Source organism: Micrococcus lacusdianchii, from assembly GCF_023155805.1.
Classification (GTDB): Bacteria; Actinomycetota; Actinomycetes; order Actinomycetales; family Micrococcaceae; genus Micrococcus; species Micrococcus lacusdianchii.
Genome location: NZ_JAKNUW010000014.1, coordinates 22191 through 44657 on the forward strand (window position 1 = coordinate 22191; position 22467 = coordinate 44657).

Annotated in this window: 21 protein-coding genes and 1 riboswitch; of the genes, 6 read left to right on the forward strand and 15 right to left on the reverse strand. The window is 71.1% G+C overall.

Annotated features, from left to right (window positions below):
* Positions 1-35: 35 nt before the first annotated feature.
* The 3 genes from MA879_RS09380 to MA879_RS09390 form a co-directional block, all read right to left on the reverse strand.
* Complete coding sequence (locus MA879_RS09380; RefSeq protein WP_248125530.1) at positions 36-3704, reverse strand: DNA polymerase III subunit alpha; 3669 nt, start codon at positions 3702-3704, stop codon at positions 36-38.
* The gene (locus tag MA879_RS09385) at positions 3701-4033 is read right to left on the reverse strand and encodes a DUF6504 family protein (protein ID WP_248125533.1); all 333 of its coding nucleotides are present in this window, start codon (positions 4031-4033) and stop codon (positions 3701-3703) included. Before MA879_RS09385 ends, MA879_RS09380 begins: the two co-directional genes overlap by 4 nt.
* A gap of 562 nt (positions 4034-4595) precedes the next feature.
* Positions 4596-5306: a metallophosphoesterase gene (locus MA879_RS09390; RefSeq protein ID WP_248125536.1), complete on the reverse strand. Its 711-nt coding sequence runs from the start codon at positions 5304-5306 to the stop codon at positions 4596-4598.
* 506 nt (positions 5307-5812) lie between these two features.
* Here MA879_RS09390 and MA879_RS09395 point away from each other — a divergent pair.
* Together MA879_RS09395 and MA879_RS09400 are read left to right on the forward strand one after the other, a co-directional pair.
* Positions 5813-6562, forward strand: coding sequence for a DUF6318 family protein (locus MA879_RS09395; RefSeq protein ID WP_248125539.1), 750 nt, complete (start codon positions 5813-5815; stop codon positions 6560-6562).
* 434 nt (positions 6563-6996) lie between these two features.
* On the forward strand, positions 6997-7530 hold the full coding sequence (locus MA879_RS09400) for a PKD domain-containing protein (RefSeq protein WP_248125542.1): 534 nt from the start codon (positions 6997-6999) through the stop codon (positions 7528-7530).
* On the opposite strand, the gene MA879_RS09405 is transcribed toward MA879_RS09400, so the two are convergent.
* Positions 7531-8370: an SOS response-associated peptidase gene (locus MA879_RS09405; RefSeq protein ID WP_248125546.1), complete on the reverse strand. Its 840-nt coding sequence runs from the start codon at positions 8368-8370 to the stop codon at positions 7531-7533.
* Positions 8371-8541: 171 nt separating this feature from the next.
* On the opposite strand from MA879_RS09405, the gene MA879_RS09410 reads away from it, so the two are divergent.
* The 3 genes from MA879_RS09410 to MA879_RS09420 all read left to right on the forward strand — a co-directional run bounded on the left by MA879_RS09410 (position 8542) and on the right by MA879_RS09420 (position 11073).
* The gene (locus MA879_RS09410) at positions 8542-9636 is read left to right on the forward strand and encodes an S-(hydroxymethyl)mycothiol dehydrogenase (RefSeq protein ID WP_248125549.1); all 1095 of its coding nucleotides are present in this window, start codon (positions 8542-8544) and stop codon (positions 9634-9636) included.
* Entirely contained in the window at positions 9636-10292 is a 657-nt protein-coding gene (locus MA879_RS09415) for an MBL fold metallo-hydrolase (protein ID WP_248125552.1), read from the forward strand. The genes MA879_RS09410 and MA879_RS09415 overlap by 1 nt, the downstream gene beginning before the upstream one ends.
* A gap of 133 nt (positions 10293-10425) precedes the next feature.
* The gene (locus MA879_RS09420) at positions 10426-11073 is read left to right on the forward strand and encodes a uridine kinase family protein (protein ID WP_248125555.1); all 648 of its coding nucleotides are present in this window, start codon (positions 10426-10428) and stop codon (positions 11071-11073) included.
* On the opposite strand, the gene MA879_RS09425 is transcribed toward MA879_RS09420, so the two are convergent.
* From MA879_RS09425 to nrdH, 10 genes are all read right to left on the reverse strand, one after another.
* The gene (locus MA879_RS09425; protein ID WP_248125556.1) at positions 11033-11824 is read right to left on the reverse strand and encodes a lipoate--protein ligase family protein; all 792 of its coding nucleotides are present in this window, start codon (positions 11822-11824) and stop codon (positions 11033-11035) included. The two genes, MA879_RS09420 and MA879_RS09425, sit on opposite strands and share 41 nt — an antisense overlap.
* Positions 11821-12702: a thioesterase family protein gene (locus MA879_RS09430; protein WP_248125559.1), complete on the reverse strand. Its 882-nt coding sequence runs from the start codon at positions 12700-12702 to the stop codon at positions 11821-11823. Before MA879_RS09430 ends, MA879_RS09425 begins: the two co-directional genes overlap by 4 nt.
* 98 nt (positions 12703-12800) lie before the next feature.
* Entirely contained in the window at positions 12801-13664 is an 864-nt protein-coding gene (locus MA879_RS09435) for a MetQ/NlpA family ABC transporter substrate-binding protein (protein ID WP_248125560.1), read from the reverse strand.
* Between the two features lie 53 nt (positions 13665-13717).
* Positions 13718-14398 carry a methionine ABC transporter permease gene (locus MA879_RS09440; RefSeq protein WP_010078799.1) on the reverse strand — a complete coding sequence of 227 codons (681 nt, stop codon included), beginning with the start codon at positions 14396-14398 and terminating at the stop codon, positions 13718-13720.
* Complete coding sequence (locus MA879_RS09445; RefSeq protein WP_193756296.1) at positions 14395-15435, reverse strand: methionine ABC transporter ATP-binding protein; 1041 nt, start codon at positions 15433-15435, stop codon at positions 14395-14397. The genes MA879_RS09440 and MA879_RS09445 overlap by 4 nt, the downstream gene beginning before the upstream one ends.
* A gap of 59 nt (positions 15436-15494) precedes the next feature.
* Positions 15495-15592: riboswitch (SAM riboswitch) on the reverse strand.
* A 283-nt stretch (positions 15593-15875) separates the two neighbouring features.
* Entirely contained in the window at positions 15876-16868 is a 993-nt protein-coding gene (nrdF, locus tag MA879_RS09450; protein WP_248125610.1) for a class 1b ribonucleoside-diphosphate reductase subunit beta, read from the reverse strand.
* A 251-nt stretch (positions 16869-17119) separates the two neighbouring features.
* Positions 17120-18346: a hypothetical protein gene (locus MA879_RS09455; protein ID WP_248125563.1), complete on the reverse strand. Its 1227-nt coding sequence runs from the start codon at positions 18344-18346 to the stop codon at positions 17120-17122.
* A gap of 217 nt (positions 18347-18563) precedes the next feature.
* Positions 18564-20732 carry a class 1b ribonucleoside-diphosphate reductase subunit alpha gene (gene nrdE / locus MA879_RS09460; RefSeq protein WP_248125566.1) on the reverse strand — a complete coding sequence of 723 codons (2169 nt, stop codon included), beginning with the start codon at positions 20730-20732 and terminating at the stop codon, positions 18564-18566.
* Entirely contained in the window at positions 20729-21202 is a 474-nt protein-coding gene (nrdI, locus tag MA879_RS09465; RefSeq protein WP_248125569.1) for a class Ib ribonucleoside-diphosphate reductase assembly flavoprotein NrdI, read from the reverse strand. Before nrdI ends, nrdE begins: the two co-directional genes overlap by 4 nt.
* A gap of 8 nt (positions 21203-21210) precedes the next feature.
* A complete protein-coding gene (gene nrdH / locus MA879_RS09470) occupies positions 21211-21456 on the reverse strand; it encodes a glutaredoxin-like protein NrdH (RefSeq protein ID WP_135027815.1) in 246 nt (81 codons plus the stop codon).
* Between the two features lie 435 nt (positions 21457-21891).
* Between nrdH and MA879_RS09475 the strand changes: the two genes are divergently transcribed.
* Positions 21892-22221 carry a GNAT family N-acetyltransferase gene (locus MA879_RS09475; protein WP_248125572.1) on the forward strand — a complete coding sequence of 110 codons (330 nt, stop codon included), beginning with the start codon at positions 21892-21894 and terminating at the stop codon, positions 22219-22221.
* A gap of 49 nt (positions 22222-22270) precedes the next feature.
* Here MA879_RS09475 and MA879_RS09480 read toward each other — a convergent pair whose 3' ends face one another.
* Positions 22271-22456 (reverse strand): hypothetical protein, encoded by a 186-nt coding sequence (locus MA879_RS09480; RefSeq protein ID WP_248125575.1) that lies wholly within the window; start codon positions 22454-22456, stop codon positions 22271-22273.
* Positions 22457-22467: the final 11 nt, after the last annotated feature.

Sequence of the window (22467 nt, forward strand, 5' to 3'; positions counted from 1 at the left end):
TGGCGTACGGGGGCCACCGCCAGCCGCGATCCATTCTAGGCGGGCGGGACCAGGCGGGAGGCCGGGGCGGGGGCCGGCCGGGCCGCCACCCGGGCGGCCATGGGCAACGCGACGTCGGGGCGCACCTTGACCGGCCACCCGCCGGTGCTGTGGTGCGGGATGTCCGGCACGGCGTCGGGGACCTGCACGCCGCGGCGGCGCAGGGTGGCGGCGCGGCGGTCCGCGGCGAGCCACGCGCGCCAGCGGTCACGGGTCGCGTCCAGGTAGTCCGGGTCCGGGAGCGTCTCGGGGCGGTGCAGGTCCCACGCGCGGACCGCCTGCACGGACACCGCCCGGGCACCGGTGCGGCGGACGGTGCCCTCGATCAGCAGCAGCCGCGCGGAGAAGAGCATCTCCCCCGAGGCGTGCTGGGCCTCGGTGAAGAAGGAGGCGTCCACGCAGCCGGTGCCGTCGTCCACCGAGAGGAACACCACGCGCTTGCCCGAGCGCATGGGCGGGGTCTGGGTGGCCACGCGCACCCCGGCCACGAGCACGCGGGACTGGGTGCGCCGGGACAGCAGGTCCTTCGCCCGCGTGACGCCGAGGGCGTCCAGGTAGGGGGCGTGGGAGTCCATGAGGTGGGCGGTCACGTCCAGGGCGGTGAGGTCCAGCTCCGTGCGCACCGCCGCGTCCCGGGACGGATCCGGGAAGAGCGGGGTCAGCGCGGTCAGCTCGGTGTCCGGCAGGTCCAGGGAGAGCTGCCCGTCCACCTGGCGCAGTCGGGATGACCGCGAGCGCCGCGCGGCGCGGCCAGGAGCGTCGCTGCGCGTGGCGGAGTGCTGCAGCTCGAGATGGTGGACGAGGTCGGTGCGGGAGGCGCCGCCGGGCGGCAGGAGACAGTCGAGGGCGCCGAGCTGGGCGAGCCGTTCGAGGCTGCGGGCGGTGGGGCGGGCCCGGTCGCGGACGTCGGCGAGGCTGGCGTAGGGCCGTCCGGCGTCGAGGCGGTCGACCTCCGCGTCGCTGAGCCCGGAGACGGCGGTGAGGGGCAGGCGGATGCCCCAGCGGCCGGCGTCGGGATGGCGAGTGTCGGGATGGCCGGCGTCGGGAGAGGCGTGCCCGGCGGGGCGCCCGTCCACCTCGGGGTGGGAGGGGATGCGCTCGATCCGGACGTGGCGGGTGGAGCGGTTGACGTCCACGGGCAGGACGGGGATGCCCATGCGGCGGGCCTCGGCGACCATGAGGCGGGCGGGGTACATGCCGGGGTCGTGCTCGAGGATCGCGGCCATGAAGGCGGCGGGGTGGTGGGTCTTGAGCCACGCGGAGTGGTAGGTGGGCACGGCGAAGGCGGCGCCGTGGGCCTTGCAGAAGCCGAAGGAGCCGAAGGCGTGGAGGGTGGCCCAGACCTCGTCGATCACGTCGAGGCCGTAGCCCTTCTGGAGGGCGGCGGAGCGGAAGAACGCCTCGACCCGGCGCTCCTCGGGGCCGCCGATGAGGCGGCGCAGCTCGTCGGCGCGGGCGAGGCCGCAGCCGGTCATCACGTCCATGGTGCGCAGGACCTGCTCGTGGAAGACGGTGACGCCGTGGGTCTCGGCGAGGACGGGCTCGAGGTGAGGGTGGGGGTAGTGGGCGGGGGCCCAGCCGTGGCGGTGCTCGAGGAAGGGGCGGACCATGTCGGACTGCATGGGGCCGGGGCGGAAGAGGGAGATGTCCACGACGAGGTCGTTGAACTCCCGCGGCTCGAGCTTGCCGATGAGCTCGCGCTGGCCGGGCGACTCGATCTGGAAGCAGCCGAGGGTGTGGGTGGTGCGGATCATCTCGTAGGTGGCGCGGTCGTCCAGGGGGACCTGCTCGAGGTCGATCCGTTCCCCCGTGGTGCGCTCCACCTCGTGGAGGGTGTAGGCGATCGCGGACTGCATGCGCACGCCGAGGATGTCGAGCTTGAGGAAGCCCATCGGGTCCATGTCGTGCTTGTCGAACTGGCTCATGGGCAGACCCATCCCGGAGGGCTGCACGGGGGTGCGGTCCAGCAGGCGTGCATCGGAGAGGATGACGCCGCAGGGGTGCATGGAGATGTGGCGGGGCAGGCGGTCGAGCCGCTCGGTGAGGTCGACGAGCAGGTCGAGCTGGTGGCGTCCCTCACGGCGGCCGGAGTCGATCCGCCGGGCGAGGTCGGAGAGCTCGGGCATGCGGGTGAGGGCGCCGCGGAAGTCGGAGGCGGAGAAGCGCCAGAGCTGCTTGGCGATCCCGTCCACCTCGTGCTCGTCCATGCCGAGGGCGAGACCGGCGTCGCGGACGGCGCCGCGGGCGCGGTAGGCGTTCTGCATGCTCATCAGGGTGGTGCGCTCGGACCCGAAGCGGGCGACGACGGCGTGGTAGATCTCGTGCCGGCGGGCGGACTCCACGTCGATGTCGATGTCCGGGAGGGTGGAGCGGTCGTCGGAGAGGAAGCGCTCCATGATCAGGCCGTTGGCCATGGGGTCCACGTGGGAGATGCGCAGGGCGTGGTTGACGAGGGAGGAGGCGCCGGAGCCGCGGGCGGCCACGCGCACGCCCATGCCCTCGATGAGGTCCACGACGGCGGCCACCGTGAGGAAGTACCCGGCGAAGCCCAGGCGGGAGATGATGCCGAGCTCGTGCTCGGCGCGGTCCTCGAGGTCCCGGGCGGCGCGGCCGGTGTCGAACCGGCCGGCCCCGGTGTGCAGGTCCGGGTAGCGGGCGGCGAGGCCCTCGAGGGTGCGGCGGCGCAGCACCGCGTCCGGGTCCCCCTCGATGCCGACGACGGCGGCCTCGGGCACACGGGGCACACCCCAGCCGAGGTCGGTCTCGGGGTCGATCGCACAGGACTCGGCGAGGGCGCGGGTGGCGGCCAGGAGCGGACCGGGGCGCTCGTCCGCGGCGTCGGCGACCTCCCGGGCGATCCGGTGCATGGCCTCGGTGGGCTTGAGCCAGCCCTGGCCGTTGGGCTGGAGGTCGTGGACGGCGTCCAGGGAGGACAGGGCGCGCACGGCGTCCAGGACGTCCGCGGTGGCGGCGCCGTCCGGGGCGGCGTACCGGACGGCGTTGGCGAGCACGGCGGGGACGCGGGCGGCGCGGGCGGCGCGCAGCATCTTCACGGCGTGGCCGGTGTCCAGGCGCTGGCCGGGGGCGGAGAGGTGGCTGACCACCTCCACGTGCGGCGTCCCGGCGGGCAGGGCGAAGCGCCAGCGGCGCAGCGCGGCGGCCCCGGCGGCGGTGCGACGGCGGGCCAGGTGGCGGCCCACGTCCGAGTCCGGGCCCAAGAGCACGGCCAGCTCGGAAGTGGCGGGGCGGGACGAGTCGGCGGCGTGGGGCACGGGGCCGGCCGCGGCGGCGGCGATCTCGGCCACGGACGCCCAGGGGTCCCCGCCGGCGGATCCTCCGGAGGTGCGGGCGTGGGCGGCGGACACCACGCGGCACAGGGCGCGGTACCCAGTGCCCTGCCGGCCTCCCCGGGCCAGGACCACCACCCGCCCGGCGGGCTCGTCCCCGGCCCAGCGCACGGCGAGGTCCACGCCCACGATCGGAGTGATCCCGTGGCGCAGGCACGCGGCCACGTGCTTGGCGGTGCCGTAGAGGCCGTCCCGGTCCGTGCAGGCGAGGAGGTCCATGCCCGCGGCCGCGGCGGCGGCGGCGAGGTCTGCGGGCCAGCTCACCCCGTGGTGGGCGCTGAAGGCGGAGACCACGTGCAGGTGCGGGAAGGCGCTCATGCCGTGTGCCGCAGGGTCCCCGCCACGGCGGGCTCGTGCACGCGCACGAGCCGCCAGCGTCCCGAGTCGAGGTGATGGGCGAGGTCGAGGGTCCGCACGGGGGCGTGCGCGGCCCGGGCCAGGCTCACCTGGAGCCGCCAGATCTCGTGGTCCACAAGCCCGGGTCCGCGGCCCTTCTCGGCGCGCACCTCCTCGGCCCACCAGCGCCGGCGCTCGAACCAGCGCAGCGGACGCTCGGCCAGGACGTACTCCCGGCCCTCCCAGCGCAGGCGGGCGGGCGCCCCGTCCTGCGCGCACTCCACGGCGACGGACTGCGTGAAGGTCCCCATGTTCTCTCCCTGGATGGCTCACGGTCGGAGCCCGCCGGCGGACTGCCGGCAGGCCTCGGGGTGCGGCCACCCGGCGGGAAGATCCGGGCGGGGGAAGATTGCGGGGAAGCAGGAGGGCCCAGAGCCCTCGGATGCCGCACACCCATCGTACTCGAACACATGTTCGAATGCGATGCCCTCAACGTACGGGCGCCGGCGGACACGTTAAGGCCGGATGAGCCCCCGCCCCCGCTCCTGGCGGGCGCGGGGGCGGGCGGGTCCATGTCGATCCCGAGGTCGCGTGCCCACACCACGCGGGTGCCACCGGCGTAGACGGAGGCGTTGCGCTCGTCGAGCTCGGACACGCGGGCGCCGCGCAGGGTGTGCTGGTCCCCCGTGCCGTCCTTGAGGCCGTACGGGTCGAAGCCCGTGCCCGGGGCGTAGCCGAGCTCCACACCGAAGAAGTCGCCCGTGTAGGTGTTGATGTGGTCGTGGCCGCAGTAGATGCCCTTGACCTCGCCGCGCTCCTTCACGGAGGCGTAGATGCCCGAGTTCACAAGACCCATGTAGACGTCCTCATGCTTCACCCCCTCGATCCCGAAGCGGGCCACGGCCGAGGCGTGGTCCGATGCCTCCTCGACGCTTTGCGCGGCGTGCCACAGCTGGGCGTGCTCGTGCGTGGGATGTGGAAGAACATCAGGCCCGGGGTCTGCTTGCCGAAACGGGACGCGGTGGCCTCGGAGGTCTCCTCGTACCAGCGGACCTGCTGGGGGCGGAGCCAGTCGTAGCTCTTGAAGCCGTCCGTGGACTGACCGCGGGTGCCCGCCTCGGTGGCGTAGCGGCCGGAGTCGAGCAGCCAGATCGCGAAGGCCGGGGCGACGCCGTGGGATCCGCGCACCAGGATCTGCGCGTTGGTGTGACCGAGGATGCCGGGCACGGGCGCGGGGTTGAGGTTGTGCCTGTACTGGCGCACGAAGTCGAGGATGCGGGACTCCGTCATGACGGTGCCGTGCTCCTCCACCGAGTCCTCGTCGTGGTTGCCGAAGGTGATGGCCCACTTGATGCCGCGCGACTCCATCGGGGACACGACGTTGTTGACGGCCTGCTTGACCTCGAGGTCGGTCCTGGGCGATCCGTCGATCACGTCGCCGTTGATGAGGGCGAAGTCGGGCCGCTCCCGGTCCAGGACCTTGCCCATGAACTCGACGGTGCGGCGGTCGACGTCCGCGCCGCCCTGGGTGTCGTTGAACTGCACGATCCTCATGCGGCGGGACGGGCCGAAGGCGAGCGGCATGGCCGCGCTCGCGGAGTGCCCGCGGCGGGGACCGCCCGCATGAGCGGGACGGGCGTGTGCGGGGGCGGCGGCGATGCTGCCAGCGCGCCAGCGGCGAGCAGGCCGCGGCGCCCGACACCCGAGGTGGTGTCGGGGGTCGGCTCGGGGTGCGGGGCGAAGGTCTTCTCGGACATGACGGTCCCTCCTGGAGTGCGGCGACGCGCGGATCGCGCCGCCGGCGCCGACGCTAGGAACCCCCGGTGGCGCGGGCGTGACACCGGCGGGAGGCGCGCACGAACAGGGCCGGAACGGCCCGGCGGCAGTGACGTGCACAGCCGCGCCGGCCGCGCTCCCGGGCCGTGGGAGCACCTCCGGGAGGGGCGGTCCATCCTGTGGAAAGCCTGGGCTGGTCGCCCCGGACGTGCCTAGACTGCGTGACGAGCACCACTCGACCGCCACCGGCGGCGGCGCCGCGGAACCGGCATCGGAGGTGCCCGCAGAACCGGACGTCTTCTCAGGAGGGGACCATGACGACCCTGCCCAGGCCCCGGCGCACCCTGCGCCGCCATCGACTCACCCGGACGAGCACTCTCGGGGCGGCGCTGCTGCTGACGCTCGCCGCCTGCGGCACCGACTCCCCCGACCCGGACGCATCCCCGAGCGAGCCCTCCGCGTCTGTGACGCCCGGCCCGGCCAGCACGACGACGGCAGCGGCCCCCGCCTCGGAGGCGGACTCCTCGTCCGCGAGCGCCACCCCGGGCGGCCCGACGAGCGGGTCCCCCACCGACGACGGGGCATACGTTCCCGCCTCGGAGAAGGGGCCGGCACGGAATGTGCCGAAGCCCGTGATGCCCGATGCGGTGAAGGAGGACACCCCCGAGGGAGCGGAGGCCGCCGTCGAGTACTGGTGGGATGCCGTGTACTACCTGCAGCAGACGAACGACCCGGAGCCGCTGAAGGCGGTTTCGAGCAATGACTGCAATCTCTGCGCCGCCTACACCAAGACCATTGATCGAGTCTATTCAGATGGTGGCTGGCACACCGGATCCAAACCTGTCATCACTTCAATCCTTACCCAGGAACTAAATAACGCAAATTCATCGACGATGCTGCTGACCTTGGAGGCGGGGAGGGCGCACCGCGAGGACGGGTCTGTAGATCCAGAAACCGTGACGAAAACTGAAGCAAAACAGCCCTGGGCAGCAATCACTCGCTTCGATGCCGACGAGAATCGGTGGCTCGTTGTTGAGGTCTCTTACGAGGGTACCGAACAATGAGACGTCACCCCGTAGCGCTACTTATAACATTTTGCATCTTCACAGCGCCGCCTGCTCTTGCCGATAACTCAGCACCCTCGAAGTGTTCTGCTGATGACCGGTCCTCTGCGATTAAAAATGTTGCGGTTGTAGCTCGCGTAGCGTGTGAGGGAAACGACCGGGAGAGCGCCGTCAGGCGTTCGGATTCCACTGGCTCGGAAGTAACGGTTGCGCGGTTAGATGCCACACCCCCACCCACCACGAAGCGCACCACACTCGTGAGCGGCTGCCTCGATAGCCTCGCCGGGGAACCCGCCCTGGAGGGTTGCCTGGCACAGGAGGAGGCCTTCTGCCCGGGTGAGGACAGCACGTGGGTGGTTCCCAAGACCACGGACACAGCAGCACCGGAGCAGGGGCCGACCTACGGCATGCGGCAGTGCACCCAGTCAGGAGCCGTGCCGGGTCCGGCCGCGGACGAGGGGGAGGCGCGGCCCGCGGTCAGCATCGACGACGTCGCCGAGCTGTTCGCTCCGGAGCCGCGGATCCTCTCCGACGACGAGGGCCGCGGCGTCCGCCACGCCGAGACGAACTTCTACACCGACGGCGAGGTCCGGACCCTCCGCACCACCATGAACGGCGAGGAGGTGGAGCTGCGCCTGACCCCCATTCAGTACATCTGGGACTACGGGGACGGCTCTGCCCCGCACGTCACGTCCGTGCCCGGCGGCACCCAGCGCGGCTTCGACGTCCCCACCGCCACCAGCCACGTCTACGAGGAGACCGGCGCGTACCCGGTGACCCTCACGACCGTCTACGTGGGCGAGGTCCGCTACGAAGGAGGAGACTGGGAACGGATCGACGGGCAGATCACCCGCACCGCCGCTCCCGAGACAGCGGACATCTGGACCACGTCCACCCGCAACGTCGCCGGGGACTGCGCCGCCGACCCCGGAGCCTGGGGCTGCACGGGACCCGTCGAGAACCCCTGATCAGAGCAGCGCGCCCTGCGGCTCCTCCCGCTCCTCGATCAGCTGCGGCCCGTTGTTCCGCACGTTGCCGACCTCGCGTCCCACCGGCCGCAGGGCCCAGCCTCGGGCGACGTCGAACGCCTCGGCCGTCATCCGCCCCACCAGGGCCTCGGCTTCCTCGGCCGAGCCGAGCTTCACCGGCTCCAGCCACGCGTCCATGGCCTCCGGGGTCAAGGGCACCGGCAGGCGGTCGTGCAGCTCCCCGAGCTGTGCGAGCACGGGGTCGGCGTCGTCGTGAGATGGGGAGTCCATGGTGAGGATGGAGGCGGACAGCACCCACGGGTCCTCCCCGCGGGCATCCGCCTCCGGGTCCCTCCACCACTCGTAGAGACCCGCGAACCAGATCACCTCGCCCTCACCGTCCCCGGCGCCGGCCGGGTGCACATAGAACGGCTGCTTCTGGGCCGCCTTCCCGTCCGGGCCCTTCGACCCGGGCTCGGGCGTCCGCCACTCGTAGTACCCCTGCACGGGCACCGCGCACCGCCGCGCCCGCACCGCTGAGCGGAATGTCGGCTTCGAGGTCACCGTCTCGGACCGGGCGTTGAACGCCCGCGAGCCCACGACCAGCTCCTTCGCCCACGGCGGGACGAGGCCCCACCGGGCCACGTGCAGCTCCCGACGCACGGTCCCCCCACCACCGGCATCCGCGCCCTCCAGGACGCGCTCCACGAGGATCGGGACGTCCGCCGTGGGGGCGACGTTCCAGTTCGGCCGCAGCTCCAGACCCTCGTCCGGCAGCTCCCCGCCGCCGAGGGCCACAAGGTCACCGGCCGCACGGGCCATCACGTACCGTCCACACATGCGCCCGAGTCTAGGGACATGTGCGCCGTCTCACGCCACCGCCGGCGCGCCCGCGCACTGCGCGCCCCCAGGTGCGTGTGATGGGATGGGCGGCACGTCCGCGCTCCGGACCCGCGCCCCACGCGCCCCGCGGCGGCGGACCCATCGACCCCCACATCTCAGGAGGACACCGTGCCGCAGAAGGTACGCGGCGTCGTCGCCACGGCGAAGGACGCCCCCGTCAGCATCGAGACCATCGTCATCCCCGATCCGGGACCCGGCGAGGCCGTCGTCGACATCAAGACCTGCGGCGTCTGCCACACGGATCTGCACTACCAGCAGGGCGGGATCGGCGACGAGTACCCGTACCTGCTCGGCCACGAGGCCACCGGTGTCGTCTCGGCGATCGGTGAGGGCGTCACCCACGTGGAGGTCGGCGATACCGTCATCCTCAACTGGCGCGCCGTGTGCGGCGAGTGCCGTGCGTGCAAGAAGGGCGAGCCGAAGTACTGCTTCAACACCCACAACGCGACCCAGAAGATGACCCTGGAGGACGGCACGGAGCTGTCCCCGGCCCTGGGCATCGGGGCGTTCGCGGAGAAGACCCTCGTGCACGCCAAGCAGTGCACCAAAGTCGAGGGCGTGGACACCCCCGAGGAGCAGGCCGCCGTCGGCCTGCTGGGCTGCGGGATCATGGCCGGCATCGGCGCGGCCATCAACACCGGCGAGGTCAAGCGCGGCGAGTCCGTGGCCGTGATCGGCTGCGGCGGCGTCGGCGTGGCCGCGATCGCCGGGGCGAAGCTCGCCGGCGCCACCACGATCATCGCGGTGGACATCGACGCCAAGAAGCTCGCGAAGGCCAAGGAACTCGGCGCCACCCACACCGTGAACTCGAAGGACGAGGACCCCGTGGAGGCCATCCGCGCGGTGACCAGCGGCTTCGGCGCCGACGTGGTCATCGAGGCGGTCGGCCGCCCGGAGACCTACGAGCAGGCGTTCTATGCCCGGGACCTGGCCGGCCGCGTCGTCCTGGTGGGCGTGCCCACTCCCGGCATGGAGCTGAAGCTGCCCCTGCCGGAGGTGTTCGGCCGCGGCGGCGCGCTGAAGTCCTCGTGGTACGGCGACTGCCTCCCCGAGCGCGACTTCCCCATGCTCGTGGACCAGTACCGCCTGGGCCGCCTGCCGCTGGACGCGTTCGTCACGGAGACCATCGCCCTCGATGAGGTGAACGAGGCCTTCGAGACGATGAAGTCCGGCGACGTCCTGCGCTCGGTGGTGGTGCTCTGATGGCGCGCATCGATCACCTGGTCACCTCCGGCACGTTCTCCCTGGACGGGGAGACCCACGACGTGGACAACAACGTGTGGATCGTCGGCGGCGCGGAGCAGTGCGTCGTGATCGACCCGGCCCATGACGCCTCCGCGGTATGGCGCAAGGTCGAGGGCCGCCAGGTCCTGGCGATCCTGCTGACCCACGGCCACGACGACCACATCCGCCAGGTCCAGGAGTTCCGCCAGATGGTGGACGCCCCGGTGCTGATCCACGCGGACGACGCGATGCTCTGGGACGACGTCTTCCCGGACGAAGCCCCCGACGGGCACCTGTCCGAGGGCGACGTGTTCCGGATCGCCGGCACCGAGCTGCACGTGCTGCACACCCCGGGGCACTCCCCCGGCTCGGTGTGCTTCCACGCTCCGTCCCTGGGTGAGGCCGGAGAGGACGGCGAGCCGACCGGCGTGCTCTTCTCCGGCGACACCCTCTTCCAGGGCGGGCCCGGCGCCACCGGCCGCTCCTACTCGGACTTCGCCACGATCATCGAGTCCATCCGCACGAAGCTCCTCACATTGCCCGCGTCCACCGTGGTGCACACCGGGCATGGAGACTCCACGCGGATCGGCGAGGAGGCCCCGCACCTGCAGGAGTGGATCGACGGCGGCGAGTGAGCCGCGGCGCCGCCCCTGCGCGGGCTCCGACCGCAGCAATCCGTCAGGACCGCCTCATCCGGACGCGGTCCTGACGGAAAGCGGCGGTGGCACGGGATCGAGGTGCGGCGCGGATGCGGGAGAATGTCTCCCCGTGAGTGACTCCCCCGCCCCCGCCGTCCCCGGCCGTCCGCGCGTCGTCCTGCTCGGCGGCCCCTCCGGCGCCGGCAAGTCCTACCTGGCGCGGCGGTTCGGCCGGCCGCACCTGCCGCTGGACGCGTACTACCGCGAGATCGGGGAGGACCCGGAGCACGGCGGGCCCGGTCCGGCACTGCCGCGGACGGACTACGGGGAGATCGACTGGGACCATCACCTGACCTGGAACGAGCAGGCGGCGGTGGACGGGATCGTGGAGCTGCTCGAGGAGGGCGTCACCCTGCTGCCGGTCTACGAGATCAGCGTGTCCGCCCGCACGGGCAGCACTCCGCTGGCCCTGGACGGGCCGGGCCCAATCATCGCGGAGGGCATCTTCGCGGACCGGATGATGGCCGCCCTGGACCGCGTGGGGGTGACCTACGCGGCCCTGTACATCGACTCCCCGCGCACGGTCACCGCCGTGCGCCGTTTCGGCCGGGACGTGGCCGAGCGTCGCAAGCCCGTCCCGTTCCTGGTCCAGCGCGGCTGGGCGCACTTCCGCTCGGACCGCCGGGACCGCGAGCGCGCGGTGGCGGCCGGCTTCACCCCGGTGCCGAAGGCCCGGCTCAAGCGGATGCTGCGCGAGGCGGCAGCGGGGCCTCGCTGAGCCGCAGCCCGTTCCGCTCCGCCCACCCGGTGTACTCCGCCCTCAGGGCGGCCACGAACCCGGGCACGTCCACACCGGGGGCCACGTCCGTGGCGGCGCCGACCGTCCGGGGGTCCATCTCCAGACCCAGCAGCCGGTAGACGTCCGTGAGCACCTCGCGCAGCGGGGCGGGGTCGGTCACGACCACGTGGGTGGAGAACAGGAAGGCGCCCTTCACCAGGCGCTGCGCGGCGCCGGCCAGCTTCACCGGGTGCCCGGGCGTCGGCCCCTGGATCGAGTACTCCCCCGGGCAGTACTCCCCCGGGATCTCCCCGATCGAGGACGCCACCCCGGCCCGCGCGAACGCGGCCACGAACAGCTCGGCGAACTCCGCGAACCGGGCCTGTTGGGTGAGGGCGGCGTCATCCTGGAGGGAGAAGTGGTCCACCACCACGCACCCCGGGTGGTAGGCGGCGGCCCGGCCCCCGGCCCGGCGCACCGCCGGGACGAACCTGTGGTCCCGGCACGCCTGCGCGGCGGCCTTGAAGCCGGGCAGGCGGGCGTCGCGCTGCCCGAACGCCACGGTGGGCCGGGGCACGTACACGCGGATGAGGTCCTCGCGGGGCTCGCCCGCGGCCGCGGCGGCGCGGTACCGGGCGAGCTCCGCGGAGGCCCACTCGAGGTCCTCAGCGGCCCCGGACGACGCCGGCTGCACGGCCCAGCGCAGCACCCCGCCCCCGGAGGGCGCCAGGGGGACGTCCCCAGCGCTCACAGCCCGCCGTCGGCCGGCCAGGCGCGCACGGTGAGGGTCTGCTCGACGTGGGCGAAGGGGCCGTCGTCGTCGTGGAGGACGGTGCTGGTCAGGCCCACGCCGTCCGGGCCCACGGTGACCTGGCCGGCGAGGCCGAGCCAGGACCCGGACGGCTGGCGGAACAGGTGGATCTGCAGATCCACGTTGGGGAAGAACCAGCCGCCCGGCCGCGCGGGCAGGGCCGGGGCGATCCCGTTGGCGGCGTCGGTGAGGCCGATCAGGCGCACGAGGTCCGTCGTCGCCTCCCCCGCCACCATGTCCACGTCCGTGGTGAGCCACACCCGCCCGTGCCCGGCGGCGTGCCCCGCCACGGTCACCCCGGACAGCGAGGCGATGTAGCCGCCGTCCCAGCCGGACAGCGCGCCGTCCTGCACGGACTCGGTGCGCGGCGGCAGTGCCTCGTCCGGCAGCTGCGCGACGGCGGCGGTGTCCAAGGCGGACAGCAGCCACGCACGCAGGGCGAGGACAGCGCGGCCGCGGGCGTGCAGCACGGACTCGACCAGCTCGATGGTCCGCCCCGGACGGATGGTGCGGGTGACCACCTCGAGTTCACCGGACCACAGCGTGCCGAGGATGTCGTAGCTCAGCCGCCCCACCCGCAGCCCCGCGGTGGTCTCATGGGCCTGCACCTCGTGCATCAGGAGCCCGGACACCGCGGCCATGTGCATCTCTTCAGCGCGCCACGCCCCCTGGGCGTGCACGGTGGAGCGCACGCGGGAGGTGCGGACGCCGTCGTCGTCGGTGACGGGATCGGCCAGGCGCACGTAGTACGCGCGCGGGTCGTCCGCGGGCTCGGGGCGGTCGGCGGCGAGGGCCTGGGTCTGGGTCTGCACGGTCATGGGCGGAAGTCTGCCAGAACGACGCCGGCCGGCGACCTCCGCAGGGGAGGTCGCCGGCCGGTGAGGCAGGCGCGGGGCGCCGTCAGGGACGCTCCGACTCAGAAGGACGGGGTGACATCGCCGCCCGGCCAGGTCTGCTCGATGTACTCCTTGACCTCCGGCGAGTGCAGCAGCTCGTCGAGCTTCTCCACGCCCGGGGTCTTCTCCCCCTCGCGCCATGCCACGAAGTTGGCGTAGGGGTTCTCGCCGGAGATCTCCTCGACCACCACGGCGTCCTCCAGGGTCATGCCGGCCTGGATGAAGTAGTTGCCGTTGATGATGGCGAGGTCCACCGCCGGGTCGTCCAGGATCTGCACGAGGATCTCCGGCTGGTTCTCCTCGAACTGCAGGCCCTTCGGGTTCTGCTCGGGGGTGAGGGTCAGGGCGGCGGAGTCGTCCTGGATGTCCTGGAGCAGGCCGGCCTGCTCCAGCATCTTGAGGGCACGGGGCTGGTTGCCGGGGTCGTTCGTGATGGCCACGGTGGCGCCGTCCGGCACCTGGTCCACGGAGTCGAACTTCTGGGAGAACGCGGCGTAGGGCTCGATGTGCACGCCCTCGCCGTGCTCCATCTTCAGGCCGCGCTCCTCGACCTGCTTGTTGAAGAACGGCTCGTGCATGTAGTAGTTCGCGTCGATCTTGCCCTCGTCGAGCGCGGTGTTGGGCATCTGGTAGTCGTCGAACTCCTGGATCTCCAGATCGATGCCCGCCTCCTTCGCGAGGTTCTCGTCCACGAACTCGAGGATCTGGGCGTGCGGCACGGGGTTCGCACCCACCTTCACGACGACGGGATTCGCCGGGTCCGGGGTGGGGGCGGAGGAGGCCGCCGAGTCGGAGCCGCTGGCGCCGCAGGCGGAGAGGGCGAGGGCGAGAGCGGCGGTGCCGGCGCCGAGGGCGGTGCGGCGGGAGAGGGGTGACAGAGCCATGGGAGGGGCCTTTCGTGTCGGAGGGGTGGAGAGATGAAGAAGAAGGTGAGAGGTCAGCGGTGGTCCATGCGGCGGATCAGCAGGTCGCCGATCCACTGGATGAGCTGCACCAGGACGACGATGACGACGATGGTCACGACCATCACCTCGGTCTGGAATCGCTGGTAGCCGTAGTTGTAGGCGAGGCGGCCGAGGCCGCCGCCGCCGATCAGGCCGGCCATGGCCGAGTAGCCCACGAGCGTCACCAGGGTGGTGGTCGTTGCCGCGATCAGGCCGGGCATGGCTTCCGGGAGGAGGACCTTGCGGATCACCTGGCCACGGGTGGAGCCCATGACCTGCGCGGCGTCCACGGTGCCCGAGGGGATCTCACGCAGCGCCGACTCCACAAGGCGCGCGAAGAACGGCGCGGTGCCGATGGTCAGGGAGATGGTCGCCGCGATGGGCCCGATCGCCGTGCCCACGAGCCACTTGGTCAGCGGGATGAGCGCCACCATGAGGATGGCGTACGGGATCGACCTCGTGATGTTGACGATCACGGCGGACAGCACCGTGTAGAGGGCGGGCATGGGATTCAATCCCCCCGGACGGGTCACATGCAGCACGATGCCCAGGAGGCCGCCGATCAGCACGGTGGCGACGCCGGAGATCGCCACCATCAGCAACGTCTCCACGACCGCCTCAGGCAGGGCCTCGGTGATCGCCGGGTTCGTGGTCAGCTTCTCGAGCCAGGTCATCGGGCTCCTCCGATCTCATCCGCGGTGACGTGGTCCTGGGCTGCCTGCCGAGCCGTGCGGACGCGAGCGGTCAGGCCTGCCTCCTGCAGGCGCGCCACCACGGCGTCGGCCGAGGCCTCCGTGGCGGACAGGCCCAGGAGCTGGTGTGAGAAGCGCTCCCCCGCGAGGTCCTCGACGGTGCCGGCCAGGATCTCGACGTCGCCGGCGCCCGCGTCGCGGACCAGCTGGGTGATGGGCAGGGAGGCGGCCCGGCCCCGGCCGAGCACCTCAACGAGGCGCTGGTCCCGAGCGGCATGGGGCGTGGGCAACGGCAGCAACGCGGCGGACAGCGGCGAGTCGAGGTCGGACGCCACGTCCCCGAGGTCGCCGGACTGGACGATCCGCCCGTCCTGCAGGAGGGACACCTCGTGGCACAGTCGCTTGACCACGTGCATCTCGTGGGTGATGACCAGGACGGTCAGGCCCAGGCGCCGGGAAAGGTCCTCGATCAGGGTCAGGACACCCTCCGTGCTCGCGGGGTCGAGGGCCGAGGTGGGCTCGTCGCAGAGCAGCACGTCGGGGTCCGACGCGAGCGCGCGAGCGATGCCCACCCGCTGCTTCTGACCGCCGGACAGCTGCGCCGGGTAGGACCCTTCGAAGCCCTCGAGACCCACCAGGGCGAGCAGCTCGTCTGCGCGCGCCCGACGCGCGGCGGCATCGGACCCGCCGGCGACCTCGAGCGGATAGGCCACGTTGTCGCGGGCGGTCCGGGAGGAGAACAGGTTGGCGTGCTGGAAGACCATGCCGATCCGGCGGCGGGAGTCCAGCAGGCCGGAGCGCGACTCCCGGGTCAGGTCCTTGCCCGCCACGGAGACCGTCCCGGAGGTCGGGGGCTCGAGCAGGGTCAGGCACCGCACGAGCGTGGATTTGCCCGCGCCGGACTGGCCGATGATCCCGTGGATGCGGCCCGGGGCCACGGCGAGGTCGACGCCGCGCAGTGCACGGATCTCCTTCGCGCCCTGGCGGAAGGTCTTCTCGAGACCACGCACCTCGATCATGGGCGTGCCCATGGGATGCGCAGACGTGCTGAGAGCAGGGGAAGACGACATTCCCGTCCTTTCCATCGGTCCTGGCGTTAGCACCTGCGCCCGTCCGGTGGGGGCGTGGTTGCTGCGGCGTCGTCGAGCCAGATCTCTCGGCCGCTCAAGATGGTGAGGGGTGCCCCGGCGTCGTCACCGGTGCAGGGAAAAAGTCAACCACACCGGCGCGCCGCGGAAGGAGCGACGTGACACCGGTCTCATTCTTCGACCTCTCGGAGGGCTGAACCCCGCCTCCGGCCCGCGTCATGTGTCGTCATGTGACAAACGCCTGCCATCCAGTAGCCGGTGGCGCCCCTTCCCCACCACGACGCCGGCCCGCACCTTCACGGGAAGGTGCGGGCCGGCGTCGTGGTGGCCTGCGGACGGCGGGGCCCATCAATGGCCTCAGGCGGGCGAGGTCAGAAGTCCCAGTCCTCGTCCTCGGTGGCCTCGGCCTTGCCGATCACGTAGGAGGAGCCGGAGCCGGAGAAGAAGTCGTGGTTCTCGTCCGAGTTCGGGGACAGCGCGGAGAGGATGGCCGGGTTCACATTGGTGGTCTCGGCCGGGAACATGGCCTCGTAGCCGAGGTTCATCAGCGCCTTGTTGGCGTTGTAGTGCAGGAACTTCTTGACGTCCTCGGCCAGGCCCACCGCGTCGTAGAGCGTGTGGGTGTACTCCACCTCGTTCTCGTACAGCTCGAACATGAGCTCGAAGGTGAAGGCCTTGAGCTCCTCGCGCTTCTCCTCCGGCAGCGTCTCGATGTTCCGCTGGTACTTGTACCCGATGTAGTAGCCGTGGACGGCCTCGTCGCGGATGATCAGGCGGATCAGGTCCGCCGTGTTGGTCAGGCGCGCGTGCGAGGACAGGTACATGGGCCAGTAGAAGCCCGAGTAGAAGAGGAAGGACTCCAGCAGGGTGGAGGCGATCTTCTTCTTGTACGGGTCCTGGCCGTCGTAGCGCTCGAGGATCAGCTGAGCCTTGCGCTGCAGGTTCTCGTTCTCCCGCGACCACCGGAAGGCCTCGTCAATCTCCTTGGTGGAGGCCAGCGTGGAGAAGATCGAGGAGTAGGACTTCGCGTGCACGGACTCCATGAACGCGATGTTCGTGAGCACGGCCTCCTCGTGCTGCGTCATGGCGTCCGGAATGAGGGACACGGCGCCCACGGTGCCCTGGATGGTGTCCAGCAGGGTCAGGCCGGTGAACACGCGCATGGACAGCAGGCGCTCGTCGTCGGTGAGCTGGTTCCAGGACTGGACGTCGTTGGACAGCGGCACCTTCTCCGGCAGCCAGAAGTTGTTCACGAGGCGCTGCCACACCTCGGTGTCCTTCTCGTCCTGGATGCGGTTCCAGTTGATGGCCTCCACGAGGTGCTCGTGGACGGTGGGGCCGTGCTCGGTGGTCGGCTCCTGGATCGCTGTCACGTCAGTTCACGTCCTTCTGGGGTGCGAGATCGGCGAAATCACGCCATTTTCGGGCGCGTCTCAAGGGGAGAGGCGGGCCGCGGTCGGATCCACCATTCTAGGCCGGGACCCGACATCGGCGGTGCCCTTCACCGGCGTGGCGTGAGGTGATCTTCATCGTGGCGAAGACGGCGCGCAGAGCAGCGAGGCGCCCCTGCAGGACAGGGGCGCCTCGGGACGGCCGAGCGCGGCCGCACTTGGTCTCAGCGGACGGCGAACAGGCGGCGGGCCCGCACGAGCACGCCCGCGGCCACCGCGACACCGGCGAGCAGCCACCACCGGGCATCGTCACCGGTCTGCACCAGCTCCGGCATGCGGTGCTGGTCCTCGGCCTCCTCGGCGTCCCCACCGGCGGGGAGCTCCTCGTCCGAGCTCACGGGGGACGCCGGCGCCGGATCCTCGCCGTGCGGCTCGTCCGCCATGGCGCCGTCCAGGCCCCACTCCGCCAGGAGCGCGGGGTCCGTGACGAGCACGCGCGTCACGCTCTGCGTCTCACCGTCCACGAGGAGCTCGATCCGCAGGTCCTCCTGGACCGCGAGCTCGGCCGGGGTCAGGTCGGCACACGGCGTGCGGCCCACGACGAGCACCCAGTCGGCGGTCTCGTCGATCGGCTCCGCCCACACGGCGGCGTCGGGGCTGAAGAGGTCGGCGAGGGTGGCCACGAAGGCGTCCCCGGCGTACATGCACGTCGTGTCCCCGTACGTCTGCAGGGCCGCGAGCTGGTCCTCGGTGAGGTACTCGGACGGGTCCACGGACTCGGTGGACCAGCCGATCCTCTCGAGCAGCGCCTCCTGCTCCGCGGTCAGCTCGGCTTCGGGATCCTCCTCCAGCAGCGCCCAGATCTCCTCGAGCTGGGCCTCCTCCTCGTCGGTGAGTTCGGGCCACGGGTCTCCCCCGCCCGCCTTCTCCAGGAGCTCCTCCTGCTCTGCGCTCAGCTCGGCCTCGGGGTCCTCTTCCAGGAGCGCCCAGATCTCGTCGAGCGCGTCGATCTCCTCGTCGGTGAGGTCGGCCCACGGGTTGTCCAACCCCGCCTTGGTCAGCAGCGCCTCCTGCTCGGCGGTCAGCGGGGCGTTCGGGTCCTCGTCCCACAGCGCGAAGATCTCGTCGAGCTGAGCCTCCTCCTCGTCGGTGAGCTGAGGCCAGATGTCCTCGACGTCGCCGTCGCCCCACTCCCCCTCCCCTCCGAGGCCGAGGAGGGACCAGAACGGACCGCTCAGCTCGACCTCCTCGCCGTGGCGGTCGACGACGCGCAGCACGACCTCCGGGAACATCTCCTCCGGCGCATCCGACTCGTTCGAGGCGACGGACGGGGTGGACGCGTACGGCGCCGCCGGGGCGGCCTCCGCAGCGTGGGCCGGCAGGGCGCCGAGCCCCACGGTGAGGGACATGCCGAGGACGGCGGCGGCCAGACGGGGCGCGGTGACGGACATGAGGCTTCTCCATTGTTCGAGGAGGGGACTCCGGGCATCCCGGACGTCTGGTCTCGGCACAGTCGCCGGGTGACCTGAGACACAGGATAGAACTTGAGGGTGGGCAAGATGGCGTGTCGCGCCCCGGTCGACCTCCCCGTCGCCGCGCCCCGGGAACGCGGCGACGCCCCCTGCAGGAGGGTGCGTCGCCGTCGTCGTGGGGAGGTGGGCGCAGGGCTCAGAGCATGCAGCTCACGCAGCCCTCGACCTCGGTGCCCTCAAGGGCGAGCTGGCGCAGACGGATGTAGTAGATCGTCTTGATGCCCTTCTTCCACGCGTAGATCTGGGCGCGGTTGAGGTCGCGCGTGGTGGCCGTGTCCTTGAAGAACAGGGTCAGGGACAGGCCCTGGTCCACGTGCTGCGTGGCCGCGGCGTACGTGTCGATGATCTTCTCGTAGCCGATCTCGTACGCGTCCTCGTAGTACTCGAGGTTCTCGTTGGAGAGGAACGGCGCCGGGTAGTACACGCGGCCGAGCTTGCCCTCCTTGCGGATCTCGATCTTCGAGGCCACGGGGTGGATCGAGGAGGTCGAGTTGTTGATGTAGGAGATCGAGCCGGTCGGCGGGACGGCCTGCAGGTTGCGGTTGAACAGGCCGTGCTCCTGGACCTTGGCCTTGAGCTCGCGCCAGTCCTGCTGCGTGGGGACGTGGATGCCGGCGTCGGCGAACAGGGCGGCCACGCGCTCGGTGGCGGGCTTCCACTCGGCGTCGGTGTACTTGTCGAAGAACTCGCCGGAGGCGTACTGCGAGTCCTCGAACCCGCCGAACCGCTCCCCCGTCTCCTGGGCGATCAGGTTGGAGGCGCGCAGGGCGTGGAAGAGCACCGTGTAGAAGTAGATGTTCGTGAAGTCGATGCCCTCCTCCGAGCCGTAGTGCACGCGCTCGCGGGCGAGGTAGCCGTGGAGGTTCATCTGGCCCAGGCCGATCGCGTGGGAGCGGTCGTTGCCCTTGGCGATCGACGGCACGGACTGGATGTTCGACATCACGGACACCGCGGTGAGCGCCCGGATGGCCGTCTCCACGGACAGCCCGAAGTCCGGGGAGTCCATGGTCTTGGCGATGTTCATGGAGCCGAGGTTGCAGGAGATGTCCTCGCCCACGTGCTCGTAGGTCAGGTCCTCGTGGTACGTGGAGGCGTCGGAGACCTGCAGGATCTCGGAGCAGAGGTTGGACATGGTGATCCGGCCCTTGATCGGGTTGGCGCGGTTCACGGTGTCCTCGAACACCACGTACGGGTAGCCGGACTCGAACTGGATCTCGGCGAGGGTCTGGAAGAACTCGCGCGCGTTGATCTTGGTCTTCTTGATCCGCGCGTCGTCCACCATCTCGTCGTACTTCTCCGTCACGGAGATCTCGGAGAAGGCCTTGCCGTACACGCGCTCCACGTCATACGGGGAGAACAGGTACATGTCCTCGTTGCGCTTGGCCAGCTCGAACGTGATGTCCGGGATGACGACGCCGAGCGAGAGGGTCTTGATGCGGATCTTCTCGTCCGCGTTCTCGCGCTTGGTGTCCAGGAAGCGGTGGATGTCCGGGTGGTGCGCGTGCAGGTACACGGCGCCGGCGCCCTGGCGCGCGCCCAGCTGGTTGGCGTAGGAGAAGGAGTCCTCGAGCAGCTTCATGACGGGCAGGACGCCGGAGGACTGGTTCTCGATGTGCTTGATGGGCGCACCCTGCTCACGGATGTTCGTCAGCGACAGGGCCACGCCGCCGCCGCGCTTGGACAGCTGCAGGGCGGAGTTGATGCCGCGGGCGATCGACTCCATGTTGTCCTCGATGCGCAGCAGGAAGCAGGAGACGAGCTCGCCGCGCTGCTTCTTGCCGGCGTTGAGGAACGTGGGCGTGGCCGGCTGGAAGCGGCCCGAGATCATCTCGTCCACCAGGTGCGTGGCCATGGCCTGGTCGCCCTGGGCCAGGTGGAGGGCGACGACGGCGACGCGGTCCTCGTAGCGCTCCAGGTAGCGCTGGCCGTCGAACGTCTTGAGCGCGTAGGAGGTGTAGAACTTGAACGCGCCGAGGAAGGTGGGGAAGCGGAACTTCGCCTTGTAGGCGCGGTCGAACGTGGCCCGGACGAACTCGAACGGGTACTGGTCGAACGTCTCCGTCTCGTAGTAGTCGTTCTTCTGCAGGTACTCGAGCTTCTCCTCGAGGTCGTGGAAGAACACCGTGTTGGTGTTCACGTGCTGCAGGAAGTACTGGCGGGCGGCGGCGTGGTCCGCCTCGAACTGGATCCGCCCGTCCGCGCCGTACAGGTTCAGCATGGCGTTGAGCTCGTGGTAGCCCAGGCCCTGCCAGGCCTCGGGCATGGTCTTGGCCTGCTGGATCAGGTCGGCCTCGGTGACGGTCATGGCTGCAGTCCTTCCAGGCGCTCCCGGACGGCGGTGACGTCCTCGGGGGTGCCCATCAGCTCGAATTTGTAGAGGAGGGGGACCTTGCACTTGCGGGCGATGATGTAGCCCGCGGCGCAGTAGTCCTCGTAGAAGTTGGTGTTGCCGGAGGCGAGCACGCCCCGGATCAGCGCCCGGTTGCCCGGGACGTTGAGGAACTTGATCACCTGCTTGGGGACCTCCCCGCCGTCGCTCCCTCCCCCGCCGTAGGTGGGGGTGAGGAGGACGAACGGGACGGTGGCGCCCAGCGTGGGCTCCCGCGTGATCAGGGGAAGACGCGCGGCCCGCCCCGCGGGCAGGCCGAGCTTCTCGACGAAGCGGTGGGTGTACCCGGAGGCGGAGGAGAAGTAGATCAGTCCCGCGTCCGTGGGGACGAGTCCCTGCGCCTCCGCGCCCCGGATGTGGTTCGGGTCGGCGGTGGCTGCGGTCATCCGGGCGCTCAGGCCACCTGGGTGGCGGCGGCCTCGGCCAGCGCGTCGATCTTGTCCGGGCGGAAGCCGGACCAGGAGTCGGTCTCAGTGACCACGACGGGCGCCTGCATGAAGCCGAGGCCGCGGACGCGCTCGAGGGCCTCCGGGTCCTGGGACATGTCCACGACGTCGTAGGCGATGCCCTTCTTGTCCAGGGCGCGGTAGGTTGCGTTGCACTGGACGCAGGCGGGCTTGGTGTAGACGGTGACGGTCATGGCGGTGGCGTCCCTCTCGCTGAAGTGGTGGTGGCTGTCTCGGCCCGGGGGCCGGGGGAAGTCGGTCGCGGCGGGTGTCCCCCCGGTGAACGGGAGGAGACCTCGGTGCGTGGAATCGATACTACATCTGGGTGCCACCGGCACCGCTGAGCACTACATGTAGTAGTTGCACCGCTGTGCTTCGAGTTGACATCCCATCCACACCGCGCTCCACAGGAAGGGGCGAATCACAACGGCGTAACCATGCGGGACACGCCCGGTGGAGGTTCGGCTGTCCACAGCCGGCCGGGGGTGTGGACGGCTCCGTCCCCACCCGGAAAGTCGCTCCGGCCACACCGGAAGACGGCGTGTCCGGGGGTGCCGCGGACACAAGATGTGGGTCCGAGCCGGGTCGGCCACCGGAATGCCCCGCCACCTCCGCCGGTTCCCCTCCCCATGGACACCACGGACCCGGCCCTCACGGTCACCCGCAACGACGACGCCTCCCGCTACGAGCTCCACCGCACCGAGGAGGACGGCCGCGCCACACTGCTGGCCGCCCTCGACTACCGGGACAACGGCACCGCCGTGTCCCTCACGCGCGCCTTCACCGTGCCGACCTTCCGCGGCCAGGGCCATGCGGCCACGCTGACCGCCGGCGCCGTCGAGGACATCGCCGAGCGCGGCGGGGCGGCCGGCGGCACGACCATCGTGCCCCTGTGCTGGTACGTGGCCGGCTGGTTCGAGGAGCACCCCGAACGGCAGGACCTGCTGGCCCGCGGCTGAGAACTCCCGCAGGCCGGGCCGCCCCCTCGTCCGGACAGGACTCAGCACGTCACTTCATGGAGGGCACCCGACGCACGGCACGCCCGGTCGTCTGGGGTGCGCGAGCCTCCGAGGCGGAGGCTGCGGCGCCGCCCCTCGGCGAAGCGTCCGCGGCCAGCATGGCCGTGGCCAGGCGGACGGAGCGTGGGCACAGGACGGGCTGGCGGCGGCGGGCGGCGGCGCGGGTGCGGGCCATGACGGTCCTCC

Excerpts from the sequence above, each read along its gene's own strand:
- MA879_RS09430 (WP_248125559.1), bottom strand. The coding sequence starts at position 12,702 with ATGACCGTGCAGACCCAGACCCAGGCCCTCGCCGCCGACCGCCCCGAG.
- MA879_RS09440 (WP_010078799.1), bottom strand. The coding sequence starts at position 14,398 with ATGACCTGGCTCGAGAAGCTGACCACGAACCCGGCGATCACCGAGGCC.
- MA879_RS09480 (WP_248125575.1), bottom strand. The coding sequence starts at position 22,456 with ATGGCCCGCACCCGCGCCGCCGCCCGCCGCCGCCAGCCCGTCCTGTGC.
- MA879_RS09475 (WP_248125572.1), top strand. The coding sequence starts at position 21,892 with ATGGACACCACGGACCCGGCCCTCACGGTCACCCGCAACGACGACGCC.
- MA879_RS09405 (WP_248125546.1), bottom strand. The coding sequence starts at position 8,370 with ATGTGTGGACGGTACGTGATGGCCCGTGCGGCCGGTGACCTTGTGGCC.
- MA879_RS09395 (WP_248125539.1), top strand. The coding sequence starts at position 5,813 with ATGACGACCCTGCCCAGGCCCCGGCGCACCCTGCGCCGCCATCGACTC.
- MA879_RS09435 (WP_248125560.1), bottom strand. The coding sequence starts at position 13,664 with ATGGCTCTGTCACCCCTCTCCCGCCGCACCGCCCTCGGCGCCGGCACC.
- MA879_RS09385 (WP_248125533.1), bottom strand. The coding sequence starts at position 4,033 with ATGGGGACCTTCACGCAGTCCGTCGCCGTGGAGTGCGCGCAGGACGGG.
- MA879_RS09455 (WP_248125563.1), bottom strand. The coding sequence starts at position 18,346 with ATGTCCGTCACCGCGCCCCGTCTGGCCGCCGCCGTCCTCGGCATGTCC.
- MA879_RS09445 (WP_193756296.1), bottom strand. The coding sequence starts at position 15,435 with ATGATCGAGGTGCGTGGTCTCGAGAAGACCTTCCGCCAGGGCGCGAAG.
- nrdI (WP_248125569.1), bottom strand. The coding sequence starts at position 21,202 with ATGACCGCAGCCACCGCCGACCCGAACCACATCCGGGGCGCGGAGGCG.
- MA879_RS09390 (WP_248125536.1), bottom strand. The coding sequence starts at position 5,306 with ATGCCGCTCGCCTTCGGCCCGTCCCGCCGCATGAGGATCGTGCAGTTC.
- MA879_RS09415 (WP_248125552.1), top strand. The coding sequence starts at position 9,636 with ATGGCGCGCATCGATCACCTGGTCACCTCCGGCACGTTCTCCCTGGAC.
- MA879_RS09380 (WP_248125530.1), bottom strand. The coding sequence starts at position 3,704 with ATGAGCGCCTTCCCGCACCTGCACGTGGTCTCCGCCTTCAGCGCCCAC.
- nrdE (WP_248125566.1), bottom strand. The coding sequence starts at position 20,732 with ATGACCGTCACCGAGGCCGACCTGATCCAGCAGGCCAAGACCATGCCC.
- nrdH (WP_135027815.1), bottom strand. The coding sequence starts at position 21,456 with ATGACCGTCACCGTCTACACCAAGCCCGCCTGCGTCCAGTGCAACGCA.